Here is a 22,523-nt window from a genome sequence, read left to right as displayed (position 1 = left end):
CGCCGAGCTAGGCCTGCGAGTCCGGCGCGAGGGCGGCAATCTGCGCCAGCAGGGCGGCGCGATTCTGTTCGAGCAGCGCTTGCGAGAGTTCGGGCGCATCCACCGCGCGGGCCAGCATCAGGGTACCAATCAGACTCGCATACAGCTGCATGGCCAGAGCCGGGTCGGCGCCTGCCGGCAGCGCCTGGGTCAACTTATCCAGCATGGCCTGGATGCCGCTGGTCACCGCGCTACGCACCGCTGGCGCGGCACGCGCCAGCTCCGGCCCCAGCGCGGCAATCGCACAGCCCTGCCCGGCCGCATCGCGGTGCGCAGGCGATAGATAGTGCGAAATCAGCTCGGCCAGACCGCGTTGCGGGTCCGCCGCCGTCAGTGCATCCCAGTAGGCCGCGCTTTGCGCCAGCGCTTCACTACAGGCCGCCGCCATCAGGCCCTCCTTGCTGCCGAACTGGCCGCTGAAACCACCATGGGTCAAACCGGCCGATTTCATGATGTCGGCCACGCCTATGCCGGCAAAGCCGCGTTCCCGGTAAAGCTGCGCGGCCAGCTTGACCACCCGCTCGCGATTGGCCGCCGCCTGTTCCCTGCTGACACGCATTGTCCTGCTCCGTTTGATGATGCTTGACATTTTAAATGATGATCGTCATATAATTCAATCATGACGTTCGTCATTTAACTGAAAAGGAATCGCACCATGTCGACTCAGCCAAATGCCATTGCCCAGGGCAGCGCCCTGATTACCAGTGCCTCGAGCGGCATCGGTGCCATCTATGCCGACCGCCTGGCCAGCCAAGGATACGATCTGATCCTGGTGGCGCGCGCTGGCGAGCGCTTGCAGGCATTGGCCGAGCAGCTGCGTAGCCAGTACGGCGTGCAAGTAGACAGCCTGGCGGCCGACCTGACTGTGCCGGCCGAGCTGCACGCCGTCGAGCAGCGCCTGCGCAGCGATACGCGCATCAGCATGCTGGTCAACAATGCCGGCATGGCCGATAGCGGCAAGCTGGCCGAGGCCGATCTGGCCCGGGTGGACAGCATGCTGCAGCTCAATATCCTGGCCCTGACCCGGCTGGCCGCGGCGGCGGCGGCCAACTTCAGCACGCAAGGGCGCGGTACGCTGATCAATATCGGCTCGGTGGTCGCGCTGGCGCCGGAAATGTTCAATGCCGCCTATAGCGCCAGCAAGGCCTATGTGCTGAGCCTGTCGCAAAGCCTGCAGCAGGAGCTGGCCGCCAGCGGCGTGCGCGTACAGGCCGTGCTGCCCGGCATCACCCGCACGGCGATCTGGGAACGCAGCGGGCATAGCCTGGATGCGCTGCCCGCGCAGATGGTGATGGCCGCCGAGGAAATGGTCGATGCCGCACTGGCCGGCCTGGCGCAGGGCGAAAGCGTCACCCTGCCCTCGCTGCCGGATAGCGCCGACTGGCAAGCATTCCTGGCCGCCCGCCAGCAGCTGGGGCCGAATCTGTCGCACCGCCACGCCGCTGCGCGCTTTGGCGTGACGCGGCAGTAAGGCCTTCGCCCTACTCGGCCAGCCGGTTCAGAATCGGGCAATCTGGCCGATGGTCGCCGCAACAGGCTTCGGCCAGCTCGGCCAGGGTCGCGCGCATTTCATTTAGCGCCTGGATCTTGACATCCAGCTCATCCAGATGGGTCTGGGCCAGTTGTTTAACCTCGGCGCTGGCGCGCGCCTTGTCTTGCCAGAGCGAGAGCAACACGCGGATCTGTTCAAGCGAGAAGCCCAGCTCGCGCGCGCGGCGGATAAAACGCAGCAGATGCACATCGCGCTCGCCATACAGGCGGTAGCCGGCGCTGCTGCGCGCGCCATTCGGTATCAGCGCAATGCTTTCATAATGGCGGATCATCTTGGCGCTGACGCCCGAGGCCTCAGCCAGTTTGCCGATATTCATGGCGGTACTCCCCGTCGTTTCAGGCCGGCGCGCGCCGGCCGGCAGGAGGGCATAGGGACGAATCATATTCATCCCCTTGCACCCGGCCGCCAGCGGCGCAGCAGTAGCGCGTTGCCAACCACACTCACACTGGAGAAGGCCATCGCTGCCCCGGCCAGCATCGGGTTGAGCAGGCCAAAGGCGGCCAGTGGAATGCCGATCAGGTTGTAGATAAAGGCCCAGAACAGGTTCTGGCGGATTTTCGCGTAGCTGCGACGCGAGATCGCCAGCGCGTCGGCCACCAGACCCACCTCACCGCGCATCAGCGTGATACCGGCCGCGTGCATAGCCACATCGCTGCCATCGCCCATGGCAATGCCCACATCGGCCGCCGCCAGCGCCGGCGCATCATTGATGCCATCGCCCACCATGCCCACCCGGCGCCCCTCGGCGCGCAGGCGCTGGATTTCCGCCGCCTTGTCGGCCGGCAGCACATTGGCGATGACCCGATCTATGCCCAGGGCCTGGCCAGCCGCTGTGGCCGCACCGAGGTTATCGCCACTCAGCAGCACGGTGCGCACCCCGAGTGCCTGCAGGCGCGTGATGCCGGCGCGGGCCGAGGGCTTGAGTTCATCGCCAAAGCTAAGCATGGCCATCGCCACCGATGCGCCTTCGGCCCACAACCAGGACACGCTACGCCCAGCCGCTTCGGCCGCCGCAGCCTGCTCGGCCAGCGCGCCCATGCTGACGCCCTGCTCTTCCAGCAGACGGCGGTTGCCCAGTAGATAGCTTTGACCCGCTACGGTAGCAGCCACGCCGCGACCGGGCAGCGCACGCTGGGCGCTGGCGGCCGGCAGGGGCAGGCTCTTGGCCTGGGCGCTGGCCAGCACCGCGCGCGCCAACGGGTGCTGGCTACCCTGCTGCAAGGCGGCGGCCACAGCCAGCGCCTCCACCTGCTGGCCGGGCTGCACGGCCAGCGCATGCAGGCTGGGCTTGCCCACCGTCAGCGTGCCGGTCTTGTCGAACACGATGGTGTCGAGGCCATGCGCATGTTCAAGCGCCGCCGCGTCCTTGATCAGGATGCCGTGGCGCGCCGCCACGCCAGTACCGGCCATGATGGCGGTAGGTGTAGCCAGGCCCAGCGCACACGGGCAGGCAATCACCAGCACGGCCACCGCATGCAGAATCGCCGTCTCAATCGGCGCCCCTACCAGCCACCAGCCCAGCAGCGTCAGCAAGGCCAGGCCCAGCACCACCGGCACGAACACTGCGCTGACCTTGTCGACCAGGCGCTGTATCGGTGCCTTGGCGGCCTGGGCGTCCTCGACCAGGCGGATGATGCGCGCCAGCATGGTCTCCGCGCCCAGCGCGGCGGTACGCACCAGCAGCAAGCCTTCGCCATTGATGGCGCCGGTGGCCACCCGATCGCCCGGCTGCACCGGCACCGGCAGGCTTTCCCCGGTCAGTAGCGCGGCATCGATCTGGCTCAGGCCCTCGATCACCTCGCCGTCCACCGCCACCCGCTCGCCCGGTCGCACCACCACCACATCCCCGAGCTGCACCATCTCGATGGCTAACTCCACCTCGCCTTCGGCACGGCGCACCCGCGCCGTGGCCGGGCGCAGCGCCTGCAGCGCACGAATCGCCGCCGTGGTCTGTTGCTTGGCGCGCGCTTCCAGCCATTTACCCAGCAGCACCAGGCTGATCACCACCGCACCGGCCTCGAAGTAAAGGTGCAACATGCCGGCGTGGCCGGCATGGGCCCACAGCTGGTAAACACTCAGCCCGTAAGCAGCGCTGGTCCCCAAGGCCACCAGCAGGTCCATATTGCCGCTGCCGGACTTCAGTGCCGCCCAGCCGGCGCGGTAGAAGCGCGCGCCCAGCCAGAACTGCACCGGCGTGGCCAGCGCCCATTGCCAGACGCCGGGCAGCATCCAGTGCAGGCCGAACGGTTCGAGCAACATGGGTAGCAAAAGCGGCAGCGACAGCAGCATGGCCAGAGCGGCCGGCCACCAACCGGGCAGCACTCGCTGGCTGGCCTCGGGCGCGGTCTGCGGCAGGCTGGCCTGGAAACCCGCCTGCTGCACCGCCAGCACCAGGCTGGCCAGCGCGGTGCCGCTCAGCACCCGCACACGCGCCTGTTCGCTGGCCAGGTTCACTGTGGCTGCCAATACCCCGGGCACGCGCGACAGCACTTTTTCCAGGCGGCTCACACAGCTGGCGCAGGTCATACCACCGATTGCCAGCACGATCTCCTGGCTGCCCAGCTGGTAGCCGGCCCCGCTGATCGCCTGCTCGACCGCCAGCAAATCCAGCCGACCCTCGCTTTCCACGCTGGCGGTTTCGCTGGCCAGGTTGACCGACACGGCACGCACGCCGGCCACGCGCGCGAGTACTTTTTCGACACGGCCCACACAGCTCGCGCAGCTCATACCCTGAATCGGCAGCTGGATGGCGGTGGACGAAGATGGGGTGGTGGACATGATGGTTTCCTCTGGCACTAGCACAGGGCCAGTCTGATCCTTTCCATCATGGCAAGGTCAAGCGTCTTGTGCACGTCGCATGCACGCCGCTTGGCGTGGGCTCAGAAATAACGCCGGTAGCGCTGCTCGATACGGGCGACGCTGCCATCCTTGCGCATCTGGGCCAGCGCGCGGTTGAAGCGCTCGCGCAGGGCCGGGTCGCGGAAGGCTACCGAATAGGCAATCGGCTCGAACAACGGGTGGAAGGTGACTGGCTGGCGCGCATCCACCTCGCCATGCACAAGCTGGCGGTAGTAGTTGAAGATCAGCTTGTCGGCGATCACCACATCCACCTGGCCTGAATACAGCAGCTTGTTCTGGGCGATCTGCTGGCCGGCCTCGCTATAGCGCGGATGGTTACGCGTGAGCTCGGCGAAGGCCGGGCCGAGTTCCTGATGCGCATTCTGGAAAGCCACCAGCGAATACGGGTGCAGATCGGACACTTTGGCGAGCTTGATGGCGCGCGCGCTGAGCGTGATCGCATAGTCGTGGTAGCGCACCACCGGTTCGGAATAATGGGCATCCAGACCGCTGGCCGGGTTCTGGGTCATGGCCGCATCCACGACGCGGCGTTGCAGCATGGTGCCAATCTGCCCGTAGGCCACATATTGCGGCTGCATGCGGTAGCCGCTACGGCGCAGCGCCTCGGCCACGATGTCGTACTCGAGTCCACCATGCTGTTCGCGGATCACATAGGGCGGCAGGAACAGGCCGACCGCCACGCGCAGCGTGGGCAGCTCGGCCGCCAGGGCAGGCAGACAGGCAAGCAGCAGGCACCAGGTACGCATGGTCAAAAGGGTAGCCGGCGGGTCAGTATCTGCCAGAACATCAGCCAGTCACCGAGCAGGCTGTAGTACGGATGGCGGAAAGTGGCCGGGCGGTTCTTTTCGAACAGGAAATGACCGAGCCAGGCAAAGCCGTAACCGATCAGCGGCAGCAACCAGAGCAACTGCCAGCGCGCACTGAACACGGCCGAGCCCAGCACCAGCAGCACCAGGCTGCTGCCGACGAAATGCAGGCGCCGGCAGATCGGGTTGCGGTGTTCGCTCAGATAATAGGGATAGAAAGCGCGAAAGCTCGCGTAGTGCATGCAGGCCTCCCAACGACGGGCGCCGCGATGGCGGCAAGGGCTTTATGTTAGGCCCTGCGTGACGGTGCTGTCACAATCGCGCGCCATGATGCGCTGGCCACCCGGCCAAGCCGCTTGCCCTGGCACTGCCGGGCCGGCAAGCTAGCGCCCCGCTGCACTAATTCCGCCGCCACCGCGGCACCTAGCCAGATAGAAAGTCCGCATGAGCGATTCCGCCAAAGAAAGCCCGTTCAAGGGCAAGACCGGCTTGCGCCGCCTGCTCAACGCCACCGGCTATTCCTTCGATGGCCTGCGCGCCGCCTGGCAGCACGAGGCCGCCTTCCGGCAGATCTGCCTCTTGGCCCTGGCCGGCATCGTGCTGGCGCTGTACCTGCCGCTGCCCGCCTGGGGACGCGGCCTGATCATCTTCGCCCACCTGCTCGGCATCGTGGTCGAGCTGATCAATTCCGCCATCGAGGCCAGCGTCGACCATACCTCGCTCGAGCGTCACCCACTGGCCAAGCGCGCCAAGGACCTGGGCAGCGCCGCCCAGCTGGCCAGCCTGGTGAATATGGCCAGCATCTGGGCCATCGTGCTGTTCAATCACGGCTAGGCCGCGCCAAGCCTTCATCCCCGGCCCACCCGCGTGGTGGGCGCTGTCCTGGCTAGCCGGCCTCGCCCGCCTTCAGGCGCAGATGCGCGCGCACCGACAGGTGCACCACGGCCGCACCCAAGAGCACCGGCATAAAGAAGCCGACCACTGGGACTAGCATCAGCGCCGACATCAGCACACCCAGCAGCGCCATGCGCAGGCGATTGGCCTTGATCACCTGGCGGCGTTCGGCATCGCTGGCCACGTCCTCCAGGGCATCATTGATCAGGCTGCGCACGTTCAGGTAACTGGCCAGCACAAAGAACAAGGCGCCGCCCAGCACCGGCACGATCAGGCAGAGCAGACCACCGAACACGAAGGTGCTGGTCGTACCCAGCCAGTCACGCAGACCGGCGCGAAAGCTCGCATCGGCACCCCGTTCAACCCCGGGGTAGCGCCGCAGCACGCGTGTCTGAATGCGCGTCATCAGCATCAGTTCGAGCAGGATGCGCACGCTAAGCATGACCAGCAGCAGATAGCCGCCCACCAGCACGAACACGGTGAAGATAGGCCCGAACTGGATGGCCAGCAGCCAGGGGGCGTAGGCGCTAGCAATGTTGCCCATGGCCGCCACCGAACCACCCACAGCGGGGGCAGCCGGCATCAGGGTAAACACGATGCCGGCGGCAATCGCCGTGGCCACCACCTGCGCCCCTAGCCAGATCGGCTCCCACCAGATTACCAGCACCGCCAGCCAGAACAGGCTGGCCAAGAGGCCAGTGCCCAGCGACAGAAAGGCCAGCTTGGGGTGGGCCGCATCGCGCAGCGCCAGGCCCAGGCAGACGAAGGTTTCGCGCACATCATCCAGCTTGCGGGCTAGCCAACCAGGGCTGGGGCGAACGTGGTGCAACATGGTTTTCCTCAGAATCTTTATCGGTATGGTGAGCAGCCAGCCCGCAACGGGGCCGGCCATGCGACCGGCATACAACCGCAGCCAGCCTGGTCCGTCAATGGTTTAAAGCACGCGTGCGGCGATTGTGGCCGGCGCCCAGGCTGCGTAGCATCGCCGCCCATTCCCCATCCAGCCCGAAGCCATGCGCGCCCTCCTCGACGATCTGCCCTACTGCACCCTCGTGATCCTGCTGATCAATCTCGGCCTGTTCGGCGCCCAGATCGCCTCGGGTGTCAGCCTGACCGAGCCCTTGAATATCGACATCATCCGCTGGGGCGGCAATGTGGCGCCGCTGACCTTGAGCGGCGAATGGTGGCGGCTGCTTAGCAGCATGTTCCTGCACATCGGCGTGCTGCATCTGCTGTTCAATATGTTCATGCTCTGGTCCTGGGGGCCGGCCATCGAGCGCTATTTCGGCCGCGCCAACTTCCTGCTCATCTATCTGGGCAGCGGCCTGGCCGCCAGCCTGAGCAGCGCGCTCTGGCATGGTCTGCACCGCGTGCCGGGCAAACAGGGCCTGTTCGGCTATACCCCAGCCCACCTCGATCTGGTGATCAGCGCCGGCGCCTCGGGCGCGCTGATGGGCATGGCCGCGGCGCTGATGGCCGCCCACTGGCTGAGCGCGCTCGAGCAGAACGTGCCGGAAATGGAAGACATCCACACCGGCTCGCTGGTCGGCATGGTGGCGCTGAATCTGGTGTTCGGCTTCGTGATGCCGGGCATCGACAATGCCTGCCATCTGGGTGGTGCGGCCTTTGGCCTGCTGCTCGGCTCGGCCCTGGCCTTCTCGCTGCTGCAGCCGCCAGAGCGGCGCTGGGCAATACAGCTCGGTCTGCCGCTTGGCCTGGCCGTGCTGGCCTGGCTGAGCTGGCCGGCCAAGAGCCAGGACCCAGAGTTGCTCGATCTACGCGCGCAGATCATTGAACTGATGCGCGAGACGGATGCCGCGCCCAAGTAAGACGCCTGCCCTGAATGCACACAACCCGCCAGGAAGCGGCGGGCTGTGTGGTGACTAGGCCGGTCTGGCGCCTAGCTATCGAGCAGGCCGTTCAGGCCATGCTTGCTCAGCAGCTGCTGGAACACACCCTTCTGTTTGACCGCGGCAATCGCCTTGCTGAAGCGCTCGGCCAGCTTGCCATTGCCCTTCTTCACCGCCACCGCCACACCTTCGCCCAGCAGCGCGCACGGCGCGCAGGCTTTGTCGCGTCCGTCGAAGCTGCGCCCGACAAAGGCGAAGCCCTTGCCCTGCGGCAGGTCGAGGAAGCCCTTCTGCAGCTGCACAGTATTGCCAAAGGTGTAGTCGGCGCGACCGTTGCCCAGTTCGAGCAAGGCATCGTTGGCATCCACATAGGTCAGGATGGTGGCCACGCTGCCATACTGCTGCTGGATAAACGCTTCCTGCGGCGTGCTCTTCTGCACCGCGATGGTCTTGCCCTTCAAGGCCGCCGGGCTGATATCGGCCGCCACGCCCGACTTGGCCACGAAGCGGTTCTGCATGAAGTAGTAAGGCTGGCTGAAGTCGAGCGAGGTCTTGCGCTTCTCGGTGATATTCATCGAGGTGACCAGCGCATCAGTCTTACCCACCTGCAGCTGCGGAATCAGGCTGTCCCAGGGCTGGTTGCTGATCACGCACTTGGCCTTCATCTCGGCGCAGATCGCATTCGCGAGGTCGATCTCGAAGCCAACCAGCTTGCCATCGGGCGCGACCGATTCGAATGGCGGGTAGGTCGCATCGGTGGCGATGCGCACGGTATCGGCGCCAAAACCGCTCAAGGACGCGGCCAACAGGGCGGGAACCAGCAACAGCTTTGCTTTCATCTTGCTTCTCCTGAAACTTGGATAGGTGGCGTGGAGCAGAACGGACGGTGCTGCGGACCCTTGGGGGCCTCTGTACACAGGCGGGTCGCACTAGGCGCCCCGCCTTGGGGAGTTCGGTCGCTGGCCATGGCTAGCTGGCCAGGCGGCGGTGTTGCAAGGCAGGCAGGCGCGCGCGCAGCTCGGCCTGGCGTTGCAGATCAAGCTCGGCCAGCACCACGCCAGGCCCATCGGCGCGGCAGGCCAGCACCTCGCCCCAGGGGTCGACGATCAGGCTATGGCCAAAGGTGCGCTTATTGCCCGGGTGCAGACCACACTGGCCGGCGCCAATCACGAAGGCGAGGTTTTCCACCGCGCGGCTGCGCAGCAGCAATTCCCAGTGCGCCTGGCCGGTGGTATGGGTGAAAGCGGCCGGTGCCGTGATCAGGCTGGGTGCCGGGCCCTGGCGGTACAGCTCGGGAAAGCGCAGGTCGTAGCAGACCGACAGGCGTAACGGCCCCCAGGGCGTGGCAGCAGTGGCGACCGCGGCGCCGGGCGACATGGTGTCGGCCTCGGCATAGCGCATATCGTCGGCGTCGTAGCCGAACAGGTGCATCTTGTCGTAACGCGTCGCGCAGGCGCCGCTCGGGTCGAACAAGACGCTGCTGTTATACATCTTGCCCGGCTCCGCCCCAGCCAGCGGCACGGTGCCGCCCAATAGCCAAATGCCATGCTCGCGTGCCAGGTCGGCCAACAGCTGCTGGATGCGTCCACGGCCGAAGTCCTCGGCCAGCGCCACCCGCTCGCGCTCGTCCGCCGGCATCAGGTAGAAGTATTCGGGCAGCGCCACCAGCTCGGCACCCTGGCGCGCGGCTTCGCCGACCAGATAGCCGGCCTGGGCCAGGTTTTCGTTCAGATCGGCGCCGCTATGCATCTGGATGGCGGCGGCGGTCAGGGTGCGGGGCTGGGTCATCAGGGCGCTCGGTAGTGGGACAAGGGCACTAGCTTAATGCGATCACAGCCGGCACAGCCGCTCGGCGCCACGGCGCAGCGTATCCTCATCCTTGCTGAAGGACAGCCGGATCAGGCCGTGGTCGGTGCCATCGCTATAGAAGGCCGATACCGGAATGGTGGCCACCTGCTGCTCGCGAATCAGCTGCTGCACGAAGTCGCTATCGCTGGCGGCGCTGATGGCCGAGTAATCGGCCAGCACAAAAAAGCCGCCATGGCTGGGCAGGAGCTTGAGGCGCGAGGGCTTGAGCGCCGCGATCAGCACGTCGCGCTTCTTCTGGTAGAAGTCAACCAGGCCGAGGTAATGCTGTGGCGTGCGCAGCATCTCGACCAAGCCGTACTGCATCGGGGTATCGGCGGCGAACATGGCGAACTGGTGCACCTTGCGGATCTCGTCCATCAGCACGCGCGGCGCCAGACAATAGCCGACGCGCCAGCCGGTGACATGAAAGGTCTTGCCGAAGGAGCCGACCACCACGCCACGCTCGGCCAGGGCCGGGTAGCGGCTGATCGAGCGATGCGGCTGGCCATCGAACACCACATGCTCGTACACCTCGTCGCTGAGGATGACGATGCCGGTATTGGCGGTCAGCCGGCTCAGCTCGGCGATATCGTGCTCGCTGAGCACCATGCCGCTCGGGTTATGCGGGCTATTGAGCACGATCATGCGCGTGCGCGGCGTGATGCGCGCGGCGACCTCATCCCAGGGAATCGCGAAGCTCGGCGGCGCCAGCTTGATCGCCACGGCGCGTGCGCCCTGCAGTTCTATCATCGGCACATAGCTGTCAAAGCTCGGCTCGAACACGATCACCTCGTCGCCGGCATGCACCAGCGCAGTGATGGCGGAAAACAGCCCCTCGCTGGCGCTGGCCATCACGGTTACTTCCTCGCCCACCTCGTAGTCATGCCCGTACAGCGCAGCGGCCTTGGCGGCAATCGCCTCGCGCAGCGCGGGCAGGCCGGTCATCGGCGCGTACTGGTTGTGGCCGGCCAGCATGGCGGCATGGGTGGCGGCAATCAGCTCGGGCGCACAGGGGAAGTTGGGCGCACCCTGCGACAGATTGATGGCCTGATGTTCGGCCGCCAGGGCCCCGATCACACTGAAGATGGTGGTACCGACATGGGGCAGCTTGGACGGCGGGGGCGTGAAGCGGGGCATGGCGCATCTCCGGTGACGTTTTTATTGCGTGCTGATTAAGCGCGCCTTGTGCCACGGGCGACAAACGAATTATCGTCACTACATGAATGAGCTTTTCTCATGCATGAGGACGCCATGACCACGCGCACGATGCCCTTGTACGGTCTGCAGATTTTCGCGGTGGCTGCACACCACCTGAGCTTCACCCTGGCCGCGCGCGAGCTGTGCCTGACCCAGGGCGCGGTCAGCAAGCAGATTGCCCAGCTGGAAGCCCAGCTTGGCTACCCGCTGTTCCGCCGCGAAGTGCGCAAGCTGAGCCTGAGCGCCCAGGGCGAGGCGCTGCTGCCCTATGTGGGCCGTGCGCTCGGCACGCTGGAAAAAGGCCTCGCCGCCGCGCGCGAGGCACGCAACCGCCTGCGCCTGAAAGCGCCCAGCTGCGCCTCGCGCTGGCTATTGCGCCAGCTGCAGGCCTTCAGCCAGGTCCATCCCGATATCGAGGTCGAGCTGACCAGCTTGCACGACCACGGCATCGACTTCGGCAAGGAACCGTTCGACCTCGCCATCACCTATGGCGCCCATATCCCGCCCGGCGGTCGCCTGCTGTTCGAGGAACAACTGACCCCCGTCTGCTCCCCTGCCCTGCTACGCCGCAGCGGCAAGCCCCTGGCCTGCCCGGCCGACCTGGCCGGTTTCACCCTCTTGCACCCCACGCGCGACCGCCAGGACTGGCAGCAATGGCTGCACGCCGCCAACGCCGACACGGTCAACCCGGCCTCTGGCCAGTTGTTCGACACCCTGGACCAGGCGATGAACGCGGCCCTGCAGGGTTTCGGCGTCTCGCTGGGCGATGTGACCTTGCTGGAGGAAGAACTGGCCGAAGGGGCGTTGCTGGCACCGATGGGGCCGGTGTTGGCGACGGGGAAGTGTTATGCGGTGGTGGTGCCGGGGGAGGGAAAGGTGGTGGAGGCGGTGGGGGTGTTTGCTCACTGGCTGGAAGGACCCAAACCAAGTACCGAACCCAGATTTATTAGGACCTCAATGCGAAGCCTATGATTGATCTCCATATGAACGTGCCAGACTATAGTCCCCATCAAATCAATAATTTATGAATATGCGATACCTAATTACACTGTGCATACCGTTCTCGCTCCAGGTAGCGGCGATCGATCTCAACGATGCGTTCAAAGCTGAGTACATTCCCAAGCACTGGAAATTGGTTTCCCACACAGAGGGGGATCTGAACAATGATAAAAAAATTGACCTAGTGCTTACCTTAATAGCGGATCGGCTAAGAAATTATGTCCCGCATCCAGAGCATCAAGGTCGCACGCTCAATCTCAATCCACGTGCCATTCTGATCTTATTCAAGCAAGATAAGGGATACCAGAAAGCACTGATGGCAGAACGATTTCTGCCCACCAAAGATGACCCAGACAATACTTGCCTACAGGATCCACTTGACGAAGATGCCATTAAGATAAAGAACAATATTCTTCACATTCGCTTGAATTATTGGTTAAGTTGCGGCAGCTATGCCGTTAACAACGACGAGTTCAATTTCCGCTATCAAAACGGCGGATTCCGATTAATCGGAAAAGAATCGCGCAGCTTCATGCGCAATAGCGGTGACATTACCGAGGCGAGCACGAACTATCTTAGCGGCATGAGAAAAACCGTGACTGGGCTCAATGAATTCGAGAACAGCGACCCCAAAACAACATGGGAGAAGCTTGGGCATCTTGAAAATTTCTATTTACACACCATGAATAGCAACAGCTGCTTTCTTGCAACGAAACCTCCCAAATGGTGCAATTGAATATTTGCAATACATGCCGAAGGAAACGCAAAGCCATCTGGCCTCAGCGAACATGCAGCCGATTAAATGCAACCCTGTTTAACCAATAATGGAATATCTCACCCATGCGGAATTTAACTCTATTTACTTGCTTAGCCACCGGACTAATAATTCATACAAATGCCGTTGCAGAGAACTATGTTTTCTATAATGAACAAGCTCTTGCAAAGATTTCTGACACAGGCGAAGTTTCACAACTCGATTTAGGCATTTGGGATTCTGAAAGGGAAGAGTACGTGATTAATCCCGAGCTAAAGGAGAAAATTACCGCACTTTGGTACTATTCGGATGGCAACGCTCCATCTCAAAGCGATGGTGAAAATTATTGAGGATTATGCGGGTTGCGATAAGAGCCAAGTAGGGTGGGCAACTTGTTGCCCACCGGGTTTATCTGTTTAGCGGCTAACGCCGCGAACTCCACGCTACGCGTGGTTTAGGGCGGGAGTGCGTCCCGCAGCCGCCTTACTTTTCTTGTCTTGCCATACCCCTTCGGGGCACAAGAGAAAAGTAAGCAAAAGAAGGCGCGCCCGCGGTCTCGCCGGCCTTTGGCCGGTTCCCTGCGCTGCGCGAAGCTCGCGGCCGGGGCAAGAACTCGCCGCCCGTTCCGGCCGGCTCAAACAGCTTGCCCCGGAAAGCCCCGCGAGCTTCTGTGCTGCTCGGCGAGTACCGAGGGCATTGGGCGCTCCGTAGAACGGGCGGTGCTTGGGCATTGGCGCCGCAAAAATCTGGTGTTGTTTTGCCCCTCTCCCACCGGGAGAGGGGTTGGGGTGAGGGTGCCGCGAGTTGCGATGCGCTGGAGGCGGACTGCAAACAAAGCACGGACACCTCGTCCATGGTCACAACAAATCAAAGCAGGTGGAGCTGCGCCCTTTGCCCTCTAAGCCGCCGAAGCTTGGGGGCTTTGGCGGGGGCCGTCGGCGGCAGCTGTTTGAGCCCGCGTAGCGGGCGAGTTCTGCCGCCGCCCGCCACAGTGCCCAAGCGCAGGGCAGTCGCGTAGCGACCGGCTTAGCGGGCGCGCCTTCTTTTGCTTACTTTTCTCTTGTGCCCCGAAGGGGTATGGCAAGACAAAGAAAGTCAGGCGGCTGCGGGACGAACCCCCGCCCTAAACCACGCGCAGCGTGGGATTCGCGGCAAAGCCGCTAAAAAACCAAACCGGTGGGCAACACGTTGCCCACCCTAGCTAGCGAAACATCAGTGCAGCGGGCACCCGTGCTGTCAGCCCAGGCAGGCGCCTCACCCACCTACCCCCGCGCATGCTGCTTCCTGATCCGCTTGATCTCATACATCTGCGCATCCGCCAGCCGGATCGCCTCGTCCGGGTCGAGCTGGTCGGCTTGCAGGGCCACTACACCCACGCTGGCACCTTGGTAGTCGAAGGCCTGGGTGTCCAGCGTGTACAGGCCGCGCGTGGCCAGGAAGGTGCGTTCCTGCAGGCACTGGACAGCCTGAAAGGCGGCCCCGCTGCGTATCGTCGCGCCAACCAACTCGGCGTCGGCCTCCAGGATGGGGCCGGGGCAGAGCAGCAGGAATTCGTCGCCGCCCAGCCGGCCCACGAGGTCCGAACCGCGCAGGTCGGCGCTCAGGCGCTGGGCGACCTGCTGCAGGAAAAGATCGCCCTGCTGGTGGCCATAGCGGTCGTTGATGGCCTTGAAGCCATCCAGGTCAATCAGGCCAATCAGCACGCAGCAACGTTCGCGCCGGCCGCGTGCTAGCAGACGCTGCAGCTCATCCATCAGCGCGCGCCGGTTGGGCAGGCCGGTCAGCGGGTCGCTCAGCGCATAGCTGCGTAGCTGGCGATTGGCCGCCTGCAGGTCGGCCACCAGCTGCTCGCGTTCGATAAAGCTGGCCACCAGACTGGAGAACAGCTGCAGGACGGACAGTGCGGCCGCATTCACCGACTGCTGACTGGCGCTGGCGGCGCACAGCGTACCGAGCAGCTCACCATCCGAGCCGCGTACCGGGGCGCTGACATAGGTCTGGATACCCAGTGCGCGCGCGGCTTCGGAATCGCCCCAGCAGTTGGGTACATCGCTCGTGCACATGCGCCCCTCGTCCAGCGCGCGCTTGCACAGGGTGTCGGACCAGGGCACGGACAGGCCTTCGGGTATCTGCATCCCACCGGTATTGCGCGCATAGCGGATATGCTGCACATTACGCTGGAGGTCGATTTCGGTCAGATAGGTCGATTCGAGGCCCGTGGCCGCACCGAGCATCTCCAGCAGCGGGCGGGTAATCTGCTCGATCGATTTGGCGCCGGGCAAGGCATACGACAGCTGAGCAAGAATAGGGTCCAAGAGAAGGTCTCGCAGCGGTAGTCGACAGGGATGGCTTCCATTTTAGATGGCCGCAGCCGCTAGTGGCAGCTGGGAATTCCACGTCGCGCCCTGATATCTGAGCGAGCAAGGCCCGCATCCAAACCCTACCGAAGGAGTGCCCCGTGTCCTGTTACCGCCTGGCCCAGCTCAATATCGCCACCTTGAAAGCCCCGCTCGATTCGCCGCTGCTGGCCGACTTCGTAGCCAATCTGGATCGCATCAATCGGCTGGCCGAGCAATCGCCCGGCTTTGAATGGCGGCTGCAGGACGAGGGTGGCGATGCCACGGACTTGCGGCCGTTTGGCGATCAGGTGGTGGTCAATATGTCGGTGTGGCGCGATGTGCAGGCGCTCAGCGATTACGCCTTCAAGAGCGCGCACGTCGAGATCATGCGCCGGCGGCGCGAGTGGTTCGAACGCATGGGTGAGGCCTATGCCGTGCTGTGGTGGGTGCCGCACGGCCACCAGCCCAGCCTGAGCGAGGCGGCCGAGCGTCTGGCCCTGCTGCAAACGCATGGCCCGAGTGCGCAGGCCTTCACGTTCAAACACGCCTTTCCCCCACCCGATGCCGCACCCGCGCAAGCAGCTGGGCCGTCGGCCGAGCAGCCGAGCGATACCTGCCCGGCTGACTAAAGCCGCCTAGCCGCGTGCCAGGCGGCCAAGCTTGGCGATCGCGGCATCCAGCGTGTCTTCGCGCTTGGCAAAGCAGAAGCGCACCAAGCCGTGGTCGCGTCCATCGGCATAGAAGGCCGATACCGGGATGCTGGCCACGCCGTATTCGCGCGTCAGCCATTCGGCAAAGGCCAGCTCGCCCAGATCGGGGCGGATGGCGCGGTAATCGGCCAGCTGGAAATAGGTGCCGGCACTGGGCAGCAGCCGGAAGCCCGCCGCCTCTAGGCCCGGGGCCAGGCGGTCGCGCTTGGCCTGGTAAAAGCCGGCCAGGCCCTGCCAGTGGGTGGGTTCGGCCAGGTGCTGGGCCAGCGCGGCCTGCATGGGGGTGGACACCGAGAACACCAGGTATTGGTGCAGCTTGCGAAATTCCGCCGTCAGCTCGGGCGTAGCCACGCAATAACCGATCTTCCAGCCAGTGGCATGGAAGGTCTTGCCGAACGAGTACACGGCAAAGCTGCGCGCACGCAGGCCGGCATGGCTGAGCACGCTGGCGTGCTGGCGGCCATCAAACACCAGGTGCTCGTACACCTCGTCGCTGAGCACCAGCAAATCATGCCGTTCGGCAATCGCGGCCAGCGCATCGAGGTCGGCGCGACTGAACACGCTGGTGGCCGGGTTATTCGGGTTGTTGACGATGATCAGGCGCGTGCGCGGCGTGATGGCGGCCGCCACGGCATCCCAATCCACCGCAAAGCTGGGCGGCGCCAAGGCCACGCGCACCGGCAGCGCGCCCTGAGCCACGATGGCCGGGGCGTAGCTGTCGTAGGCCGGCTCCAGAATCAGCGCTTCATCGCCCGCACGCAGCACGGCGGCAATCGCCGTGTACAGCGCCTGGGTGGCACCGGCCGTTACGGTGATCTCGCTATTCGCGTCCACCGCCAGGCCATAGGCACTGGCGAACTTGGCGGCAATCGCCGCACGCAAGGCCGGCAGGCCGGGCATGGGCGCGTACTGATTGTGACCCGCCGCCATGGCCTGGGTCACGCCAGCCTGCAAATCAGCATCCACGGCAAAGTCGGGAAAGCCCTGCGAGAGATTGATCGCGCCGGTTTCCTGCGCCAGCGCGCTCATGCGGCTGAAGATGGTCAGACCGAGGTCGGGAAATTTGGATTGGAGGGGCATGGTGGGCGCCGCGTTGAGGACGATGGCGCCATCCTGCCGTGTGGCGGTACGGGCGGCAAATAGCCTATCGGTATGTCAATGTAACTGGGCCGCTCGCGCCGCGCTGGCCCGACCGGCCCACTACCGAGCCAGGAGGAAAGCCGTCATGAGCGAGGAAGACAAACCCAAGCCGGCCAGCAGTGGGCTGAGCCGTTTCAAGCTGCTGGTGGAAATCATCATCGCCATTGCCGCGGCCTATAGCGCCTGGCAGGTGTCTGCGGTCGATACGATCAAGAAGAATGTCGATACCGTGCTGGCCCAGCGCCAGGATGAGCGCGATGAGCGCAAGCAGCTGGTGGACCTGCATCTGACGGTTTACAAGGAGGTGGTCGACGCGCTGAAGGCCGAGGAGCGTGTGCGCGCCGACCATGTGGCCGCGGCTCAGTCCCTGGTCACCAGCCTGCTGCGCGATGACCCGCAGCTGCAGGAGCAACTGATCAGCGCGCTCAGCCAGCGTGCCGCCAACCAGGAACAGAAGCAGCAGCTGGTCAGCCAGGCGCAGGCCTACCGCGTGGTAGCGGCCGAGAGCCAGGAGCTGGCGGCGCGCGCCGAAAAGACCGATGCCGCCCCGCGCCAGACCAGCCCGCAAGCACCGGGTGGCTGGGACGAGGCCAAGGCCCTGGCCCTATTGCAGCGCTGGGATATCGATGTGTTCTATTGCCAGGGCCGCCCGACAGAGCAGGCGCTGGCCCAACAGGCGGCGACGGCCCTGAAAGCCCACAGCGGGGTATTCGACCGCGTACGCCTGCGCGAGCTGAAGGCCGAGGTGAACCGCCTGCCCGGCTATAACATCGTCGGCTACAAGATTGCCGCCACGCCGGATGAGGAGGCGCAAGCCAATGCGCTGCGCTTTCTGCTCCAACGGGCCGTGCCGGTCACACTGGACAACCGCCCGGTCGGCCAGCGCACCAATTACTACCTGTCGGTGTTCTTCTGCGGCCAAGCCTAGACCAGCCGCAGCAAACAAAAACGCCCCGCATTAGCGGGGCGTTTCATGTGAAACAGCGGCGGTGGCTTACTTCACCACGGCAGCCAGTTCACCCTTCTTGTACAGATCGGACATCTTTTCCAGGCTGATCGGCTTGATCTTGCTGGCCTGGCCGGCCGAACCGAAGGCTTCGAAGCGCAGCTTGCAGATATCCTTGGCCGCCACGGTGGCTTCCTTGAGGAATTTACGCGGGTCGAATTCGCTCTTCTGGGTGGCCAGAAAGCGGCGGGTCGCACCGGTCATGGCCAGGCGGATATCGGTATCGATATTGATCTTGCGCACGCCGTACTTGATGCCAGTGACGATCTCTTCCACCGGCACGCCGTAGGTTTCCTTCATCTCGCCGCCATACTGGCGAATGATCTCCAGCCATTCCTGCGGTACGCTGCTGCTGCCGTGCATGACCAAATGGGTGTTCGGAATGCGCGCGTGGATCTGCTTGATGCGCTCGATGGCCAGGATATCGCCAGTGGGCTTGCGAGTGAACTTGTAAGCGCCGTGGCTGGTGCCGATGGCAATCGCCAGTGCATCGACCTGGGTCTTCTTCACGAAGTCAGCCGCTTCATCCGGGTCGGTCAAGAGCTGGTCGTGGCTGAGCACGCCCTCAGCGCCGTGGCCGTCTTCCTTCTCGCCCATGCCGCTTTCCAGGCTGCCCAGACAGCCAAGCTCACCTTCCACGCTCACGCCGATCGCGTGGGCCATTTCGACCACCTTGCGCGTCACATCCACGTTGTACTCGTAGCTGGACGGGGTCTTGGCGTCTTCCATCAGCGAGCCATCCATCATCACGCTGGAAAAACCCGAGCGCATGGCCTGGATGCACACGGCCGGCGAAGCACCGTGGTCCTGGTGCATGACCACCGGAATATGCGGATACGCCTCGGTAGCGGCCAGGATCAGGTGGCGCAGGAAGGCTTCGCCCGCGTACTTACGCGCACCGGCCGAGCCTTGCATGATCACCGGGCTATTGCATTCGTCGGCGGCCTGCATGATGGCCAGCACCTGCTCCAGATTGTTCACATTGAAGGCCGGCAGACCGTAGCCGTTCTCGGCAGCGTGATCGAGCAACTGGCGCATCGAAACGAGGGACATTGCAAAACTCCGTAAGGCGGTTGATTTGGGCGGATTTTAGCAGCCTTGTAGTGTCGTAATCACGACTACATTTTTGCACTACGCCGCTTGCGCCAACCGCGCCGGATCAACAAGCCGGCCGGCACGATCAGCAGCATCCAGGGCAGCACGACCACCACGAAGGACAGCAGCGCAGCCAGACTCTGCGCGAGCTGGTAGCCAAGCTGCTGCCAGGTATCACGCAAGGGGGCGAGCGCACTGCGCTCGATCGCGCTACGCGGCGCATGGATGCGCAGCTCGATCTTCACCTTCTCGGTCTGCTGCGCGAGCAGCTTGCGTTGCTCCTGCCAGCTGTCGAGCTGGCTCTGGGTTTCGGTCAACGCCTTCTGCACTTCCAGCACATCGGCCAGCTTGGCGCCGCGCTCGTTCATCAGTACGCGCAGGCGGTCGCGCGCCTCGCTAAGATTCTTCAGGCGCGCCTCGACATCAATCACCTCGGCACTCTTGTCTTCGCTATCGGTGCGGGTATTGACCAGCTCGCCACCCTTGGCCAGCAGGGCGAACAGGGCCGGCACCTGTGCGGGCGGCAGGCGCAGCGACAGGCTGGCCGCCGGCGCCTGCAGATCGCTGCGGCTGAGCTCCGCACTGATCAGGTCGGCGCCCATGCTCAGTGCCTGCTGCTGCACCTCGCGCCACAGCGGCTCGACCTGCTCGGCCGGCGTCTCCACTTCCAGACTATGGCTGATGGCCAGATAACGCCGACTGGCCTGCTCGCCGCCCTCGGCCAGCTTGGCTTCCGCCATCGGGGCATCGGCAGCGGGGGCGGCAGCGGCGTAAGCGGCCGACTCGGCGCCCGCATCACGCTGCCCGCACGCCACCAGCAGGCTGCAGACCAGCAGGGGCAAGAATGCGCGGGCGCGCATATCAGGCGCGCTGCGCCAGGATGTCCACGGCTGGCAGGGTCTTGCCTTCGAGGAACTCGAGGAAGGCGCCGCCGCCGGTGGAGATGTAGCCGACCTGCTCGGTGACGCCGTACTTGGCCACCGCAGCCAGGGTGTCGCCACCGCCGGCAATGCTGAAAGCGGGGCTGGCGGCAATCGCGCGCGCCAGCGCCTCGGTGCCCTTGCCGAACTGGTCGAACTCGAACACGCCGACCGGGCCGTTCCAGACGATGGTGCCGGCCTTGGCCACCACCTCGGCCAGCTGCGCGGCCGAATCGGGACCAATATCGAAAATCATGTCGCTTTCGGTAACAGCCGACAGCGGCTTGACCACGGCCGCTTCATTGGCGTCGAACTTCTGGCCTACCACCACATCGGTCGGTAGCGGCACATCGCCGCCCCGTGCGCGGATCTTGGCGATCACGGCGCGCGCCTGTTCGACCAGATCGGCTTCGGCCAGCGACTTGCCGATCTGCTTGCCCTCGGCCAAGAGGAAGGTATTGGCGATGCCACCACCGACGATCAGCTGGTCGACCTTGTCGGCCAGCGATTCGAGAATGGTCAGCTTGGTCGACACCTTGGAGCCGGCCACAATGGCCACCAGCGGACGTGCCGGCTGGGCCAGCGCCTTGCCCAGTGCGTCAAGTTCGGCGCTCAGCAAGAGGCCAGCGCAGGCAATCGGCGCGAACTTGGCCACCGCATGGGTGGACGCTTCGGCGCGGTGCGCGGTACCGAAGGCATCGTTGACGAACACATCGCACAGCGCCGCGTAGGCCTGGCCGAGTTCATCCTTGTTCTTCTTCTCGCCCACATTGGTGCGAATGTTTTCCAACATGACCAATTCACCGGCCTTGACCGAGAAACCAGTCCAGTCCGTGATCACGGGTACGTCGCGACCCAGCAGTTCACCCAGACGCGCAGCTACCGGGGCCAGCTTGTCTTCCTCGGTGATGCTGCCCTCGGTCGGGCGGCCCAGATGGGTCATCAGCACCACGCCGGCGCCGGCCTTCAGACAGTGTTCAATGGTGGCCAACGAGGCACGGATGCGCGTGTCGTCGCCGATCTTGCCGTCCTTGACCGGCACATTCATGTCGACACGGATCAGGACTTTCTTGCCGGCAAGGGCTTGGTCGGTGAGCTTTTTGAAGTTCATGGCAGCTTGGGTCGCAAGGTGGGAAAAGGTGAGTCTAGCTCGCGCCGCGCGTGTAGGGCGGCGCGAGCCACTACAGCCGCGCCAGCTGTGGCGGGCGCCGCAAATGCAAACGCCATGGCGCATGGCCATGGCGTTCACGGTGATGCCGGGGTTTACTTCGCTTCCATCATGGCGCGTGCGGTATTCAGCATCTGCACCGAGAAGCCCCATTCGTTATCGTACCAAGCACCAACCTTGACCAGATCGCCATTGCTGACCTTGGTCAGCGTGCTGTCGAAGATCGAGGCTTCATTGGTGTGGTTGAAATCGATCGAGACCAGGGGCAGATCGTTGTAGCCGAGCACGCCCTTCAGCGGACCACCGCCGGCGGCATCGCGCATCAGTGCGTTGATCTCTTCCTTGCTGGTGGCGCGACCGGCTTGGAAGGTCAGATCAACCATGGACACATTGATGGTCGGCACGCGCACGGCGAAGCCGTCGAGCTTGCCGTTCAGCTCGGGCAGCACCAGGCCTACCGCGGCGGCAGCGCCGGTCTTGGTCGGGATCAGACTCTGGGTGGCCGAACGGGCACGGCGCAGATCCTTGTGACGCACATCGGTCAGCACCTGGTCATTGGTGTAGGCGTGAATGGTGGTCATCAGGCCCTTGCTGATGCCGATATGGTCATTCAGCACCTTAGCCAGCGGGGCCAGGCAGTTGGTGGTGCAGGAGGCATTCGACACCACGGTCATATCACGGGTCAGGATATCGTGGTTGACGCCGTAAACGATGGTGGCGTCCACATCCTTGTCGCCCGGGGCCGAGATCAGCACCTTCTTCGCGCCCGCGTTCAGGTGCGCCTGGCACTTGGCCTTGCTGGTGAAGGCACCCGTGCACTCGAGCACGATATCGATGCCGAGTTCACCCCAGGGCAATTCGGCCGGGTTGCGCGTGGAGAAGAAACGGATGTGCTCGTCGTTGATGCGCAGCCAGTCGCCATCGGCGCGCACGTCAGCATTGAAGCGGCCGTGCACGGTGTCGAACTTGGTCAGATGGGCATTGGTGTCGATGTCGCCCGAGGCATTGATGGCGACGACCTTGAAATCCTGGCCGCGGTTCAGTTCATAAATTGCACGCAGAACATTGCGGCCGATGCGTCCGTAGCCATTAATGGCGATGCGGATGGACATGCTGGGATTCTCCTTACTGGGCAGCCGAATGTAGTTGGCGCCAATTAAACTACAAAGGCCGCGATTGTAACTGCGCCCCCGGCTGAAAGGGGACTACAAAAGCCGCCATTTGCTGCGCTGCGGCATGGGGAAATCACGCATGGATGCGTATGCCGATTAGCCTTACTCAAATCAGGGTCTTCCTGAGCAGCTTAGCGGCGGGTAATGCTGGCTGGCGCTAGAACGCATGCAAATC

At 64.1% G+C, this 22,523-nt stretch carries 23 protein-coding genes; 8 read left to right on the top strand and 15 right to left on the bottom strand.

The genetic code is table 11. From position 1 onward, the window contains the following. Positions 1–7: 7 nt before the first annotated feature. Positions 8–598 (bottom strand): TetR/AcrR family transcriptional regulator, encoded by a 591-nt coding sequence (locus BT173_RS01935; RefSeq protein WP_072426915.1) that lies wholly within the window; start codon positions 596–598, stop codon positions 8–10. Positions 599–694: 96 nt separating this feature from the next. Between BT173_RS01935 and BT173_RS01930 the strand changes: the two genes are divergently transcribed. Continuing rightward, positions 695–1,510, top strand: a complete 816-nt coding sequence (locus tag BT173_RS01930) for an SDR family NAD(P)-dependent oxidoreductase (protein WP_072426914.1) — start codon at positions 695–697, stop codon at positions 1,508–1,510. Positions 1,511–1,520: 10 nt separating this feature from the next. Here BT173_RS01930 and cueR read toward each other — a convergent pair whose 3' ends face one another. The 4 genes from cueR to BT173_RS01910 all read right to left on the bottom strand — a co-directional run bounded on the left by cueR (position 1,521) and on the right by BT173_RS01910 (position 5,498). Next, positions 1,521–1,907: a Cu(I)-responsive transcriptional regulator gene (cueR, locus tag BT173_RS01925; RefSeq protein ID WP_072426962.1), complete on the bottom strand. Its 387-nt coding sequence runs from the start codon at positions 1,905–1,907 to the stop codon at positions 1,521–1,523. A gap of 68 nt (positions 1,908–1,975) precedes the next feature. Then, a complete protein-coding gene (locus BT173_RS01920; RefSeq protein WP_072426913.1) occupies positions 1,976–4,369 on the bottom strand; it encodes a heavy metal translocating P-type ATPase in 2,394 nt (797 codons plus the stop codon). Between the two features lie 101 nt (positions 4,370–4,470). Further along, positions 4,471–5,196 (bottom strand): substrate-binding periplasmic protein, encoded by a 726-nt coding sequence (locus BT173_RS01915; protein ID WP_084658063.1) that lies wholly within the window; start codon positions 5,194–5,196, stop codon positions 4,471–4,473. A gap of 2 nt (positions 5,197–5,198) precedes the next feature. After that, on the bottom strand, positions 5,199–5,498 hold the full coding sequence (locus BT173_RS01910; protein WP_072426912.1) for an Mpo1-like protein: 300 nt from the start codon (positions 5,496–5,498) through the stop codon (positions 5,199–5,201). 202 nt (positions 5,499–5,700) lie between these two features. On the opposite strand from BT173_RS01910, the gene BT173_RS01905 reads away from it, so the two are divergent. Next, entirely contained in the window at positions 5,701–6,090 is a 390-nt protein-coding gene (locus BT173_RS01905; RefSeq protein WP_072426911.1) for a diacylglycerol kinase, read from the top strand. Positions 6,091–6,142: 52 nt separating this feature from the next. On the opposite strand, the gene BT173_RS01900 is transcribed toward BT173_RS01905, so the two are convergent. Continuing rightward, entirely contained in the window at positions 6,143–6,982 is an 840-nt protein-coding gene (locus tag BT173_RS01900) for an EI24 domain-containing protein (RefSeq protein WP_072426910.1), read from the bottom strand. A 181-nt stretch (positions 6,983–7,163) separates the two neighbouring features. Between BT173_RS01900 and BT173_RS01895 the strand changes: the two genes are divergently transcribed. Beyond that, complete coding sequence (locus tag BT173_RS01895; RefSeq protein WP_072426909.1) at positions 7,164–7,979, top strand: rhomboid family intramembrane serine protease; 816 nt, start codon at positions 7,164–7,166, stop codon at positions 7,977–7,979. Between the two features lie 71 nt (positions 7,980–8,050). Here BT173_RS01895 and BT173_RS01890 read toward each other — a convergent pair whose 3' ends face one another. From BT173_RS01890 to BT173_RS01880, 3 genes are all read right to left on the bottom strand, one after another. Continuing rightward, entirely contained in the window at positions 8,051–8,839 is a 789-nt protein-coding gene (locus tag BT173_RS01890; RefSeq protein WP_072426908.1) for a transporter substrate-binding domain-containing protein, read from the bottom strand. 130 nt (positions 8,840–8,969) lie between these two features. Then, entirely contained in the window at positions 8,970–9,788 is an 819-nt protein-coding gene (locus tag BT173_RS01885; protein ID WP_072426907.1) for a carbon-nitrogen hydrolase family protein, read from the bottom strand. Positions 9,789–9,830: 42 nt separating this feature from the next. Then, positions 9,831–10,985 (bottom strand): methionine aminotransferase, encoded by a 1,155-nt coding sequence (locus BT173_RS01880; RefSeq protein ID WP_072426906.1) that lies wholly within the window; start codon positions 10,983–10,985, stop codon positions 9,831–9,833. A gap of 114 nt (positions 10,986–11,099) precedes the next feature. On the opposite strand from BT173_RS01880, the gene BT173_RS01875 reads away from it, so the two are divergent. The 3 genes from BT173_RS01875 to BT173_RS19105 all read left to right on the top strand — a co-directional run bounded on the left by BT173_RS01875 (position 11,100) and on the right by BT173_RS19105 (position 13,148). Continuing rightward, complete coding sequence (locus tag BT173_RS01875; protein ID WP_084658074.1) at positions 11,100–12,017, top strand: LysR substrate-binding domain-containing protein; 918 nt, start codon at positions 11,100–11,102, stop codon at positions 12,015–12,017. Positions 12,018–12,069: 52 nt separating this feature from the next. Beyond that, positions 12,070–12,780, top strand: a complete 711-nt coding sequence (locus BT173_RS01870; protein WP_072426905.1) for a hypothetical protein — start codon at positions 12,070–12,072, stop codon at positions 12,778–12,780. Positions 12,781–12,884: 104 nt separating this feature from the next. Beyond that, entirely contained in the window at positions 12,885–13,148 is a 264-nt protein-coding gene (locus BT173_RS19105) for a hypothetical protein (RefSeq protein WP_139255995.1), read from the top strand. A 912-nt stretch (positions 13,149–14,060) separates the two neighbouring features. Here BT173_RS19105 and BT173_RS01865 read toward each other — a convergent pair. Next, a complete protein-coding gene (locus BT173_RS01865) occupies positions 14,061–15,113 on the bottom strand; it encodes a sensor domain-containing diguanylate cyclase (RefSeq protein WP_072426904.1) in 1,053 nt (350 codons plus the stop codon). A 143-nt stretch (positions 15,114–15,256) separates the two neighbouring features. Here BT173_RS01865 and BT173_RS01860 point away from each other — a divergent pair, with 143 nt between their 5' ends. Beyond that, entirely contained in the window at positions 15,257–15,766 is a 510-nt protein-coding gene (locus BT173_RS01860; protein WP_072426903.1) for a DUF3291 domain-containing protein, read from the top strand. 6 nt (positions 15,767–15,772) lie between these two features. Here the strand turns inward: BT173_RS01860 and BT173_RS01855 are convergent, their stop codons facing one another. After that, the gene (locus BT173_RS01855) at positions 15,773–16,927 is read right to left on the bottom strand and encodes a methionine aminotransferase (RefSeq protein WP_072426902.1); all 1,155 of its coding nucleotides are present in this window, start codon (positions 16,925–16,927) and stop codon (positions 15,773–15,775) included. A 145-nt stretch (positions 16,928–17,072) separates the two neighbouring features. Here BT173_RS01855 and BT173_RS01850 point away from each other — a divergent pair, with 145 nt between their 5' ends. After that, positions 17,073–17,915 (top strand): hypothetical protein, encoded by an 843-nt coding sequence (locus tag BT173_RS01850; RefSeq protein WP_072426901.1) that lies wholly within the window; start codon positions 17,073–17,075, stop codon positions 17,913–17,915. A 66-nt stretch (positions 17,916–17,981) separates the two neighbouring features. Here BT173_RS01850 and fba read toward each other — a convergent pair whose 3' ends face one another. The 4 genes from fba to gap form a co-directional block, all read right to left on the bottom strand. Next, a complete protein-coding gene (gene fba / locus BT173_RS01845) occupies positions 17,982–19,046 on the bottom strand; it encodes a class II fructose-bisphosphate aldolase (RefSeq protein WP_072426900.1) in 1,065 nt (354 codons plus the stop codon). 65 nt (positions 19,047–19,111) lie between these two features. Next, positions 19,112–19,948: a DUF4349 domain-containing protein gene (locus tag BT173_RS01840; protein ID WP_072426899.1), complete on the bottom strand. Its 837-nt coding sequence runs from the start codon at positions 19,946–19,948 to the stop codon at positions 19,112–19,114. Position 19,949: 1 nt separating this feature from the next. Continuing rightward, positions 19,950–21,119: a phosphoglycerate kinase gene (locus BT173_RS01835; RefSeq protein WP_072426898.1), complete on the bottom strand. Its 1,170-nt coding sequence runs from the start codon at positions 21,117–21,119 to the stop codon at positions 19,950–19,952. A gap of 152 nt (positions 21,120–21,271) precedes the next feature. Next, positions 21,272–22,288, bottom strand: a complete 1,017-nt coding sequence (gene gap, locus BT173_RS01830) for a type I glyceraldehyde-3-phosphate dehydrogenase (protein WP_072426897.1) — start codon at positions 22,286–22,288, stop codon at positions 21,272–21,274. Positions 22,289–22,523: the final 235 nt, after the last annotated feature.

The sequence above is a fragment of the Chitinimonas taiwanensis DSM 18899 genome, from assembly GCF_900119825.1.
GTDB lineage: Bacteria > Pseudomonadota > Gammaproteobacteria > Burkholderiales > Chitinimonadaceae > Chitinimonas > Chitinimonas taiwanensis.
This window is presented reverse-complemented; position numbering and strand designations above follow the sequence as displayed.

Coding starts and splice junctions, on each gene's coding strand:
- BT173_RS01875 (WP_084658074.1), top strand. CDS start 11,100: ATGACCACGCGCACGATGCCCTTGTACGGTCTGCAGATTTTCGCGGTG.
- gap (WP_072426897.1), bottom strand. CDS start 22,288: ATGTCCATCCGCATCGCCATTAATGGCTACGGACGCATCGGCCGCAAT.
- BT173_RS01920 (WP_072426913.1), bottom strand. CDS start 4,369: ATGTCCACCACCCCATCTTCGTCCACCGCCATCCAGCTGCCGATTCAG.
- BT173_RS01855 (WP_072426902.1), bottom strand. CDS start 16,927: ATGCCCCTCCAATCCAAATTTCCCGACCTCGGTCTGACCATCTTCAGC.
- BT173_RS01890 (WP_072426908.1), bottom strand. CDS start 8,839: ATGAAAGCAAAGCTGTTGCTGGTTCCCGCCCTGTTGGCCGCGTCCTTG.
- BT173_RS01840 (WP_072426899.1), bottom strand. CDS start 19,948: ATGCGCGCCCGCGCATTCTTGCCCCTGCTGGTCTGCAGCCTGCTGGTG.
- BT173_RS01930 (WP_072426914.1), top strand. CDS start 695: ATGTCGACTCAGCCAAATGCCATTGCCCAGGGCAGCGCCCTGATTACC.
- BT173_RS01880 (WP_072426906.1), bottom strand. CDS start 10,985: ATGCCCCGCTTCACGCCCCCGCCGTCCAAGCTGCCCCATGTCGGTACC.
- BT173_RS01915 (WP_084658063.1), bottom strand. CDS start 5,196: ATGCGTACCTGGTGCCTGCTGCTTGCCTGTCTGCCTGCCCTGGCGGCC.
- BT173_RS01835 (WP_072426898.1), bottom strand. CDS start 21,119: ATGAACTTCAAAAAGCTCACCGACCAAGCCCTTGCCGGCAAGAAAGTC.
- cueR (WP_072426962.1), bottom strand. CDS start 1,907: ATGAATATCGGCAAACTGGCTGAGGCCTCGGGCGTCAGCGCCAAGATG.
- BT173_RS01900 (WP_072426910.1), bottom strand. CDS start 6,982: ATGTTGCACCACGTTCGCCCCAGCCCTGGTTGGCTAGCCCGCAAGCTG.
- BT173_RS01870 (WP_072426905.1), top strand. CDS start 12,070: ATGAATATGCGATACCTAATTACACTGTGCATACCGTTCTCGCTCCAG.
- fba (WP_072426900.1), bottom strand. CDS start 19,046: ATGTCCCTCGTTTCGATGCGCCAGTTGCTCGATCACGCTGCCGAGAAC.
- BT173_RS01850 (WP_072426901.1), top strand. CDS start 17,073: ATGAGCGAGGAAGACAAACCCAAGCCGGCCAGCAGTGGGCTGAGCCGT.
- BT173_RS01910 (WP_072426912.1), bottom strand. CDS start 5,498: ATGCACTACGCGAGCTTTCGCGCTTTCTATCCCTATTATCTGAGCGAA.
- BT173_RS01885 (WP_072426907.1), bottom strand. CDS start 9,788: ATGACCCAGCCCCGCACCCTGACCGCCGCCGCCATCCAGATGCATAGC.
- BT173_RS01895 (WP_072426909.1), top strand. CDS start 7,164: ATGCGCGCCCTCCTCGACGATCTGCCCTACTGCACCCTCGTGATCCTG.
- BT173_RS01935 (WP_072426915.1), bottom strand. CDS start 598: ATGCGTGTCAGCAGGGAACAGGCGGCGGCCAATCGCGAGCGGGTGGTC.
- BT173_RS01905 (WP_072426911.1), top strand. CDS start 5,701: ATGAGCGATTCCGCCAAAGAAAGCCCGTTCAAGGGCAAGACCGGCTTG.
- BT173_RS19105 (WP_139255995.1), top strand. CDS start 12,885: ATGCGGAATTTAACTCTATTTACTTGCTTAGCCACCGGACTAATAATT.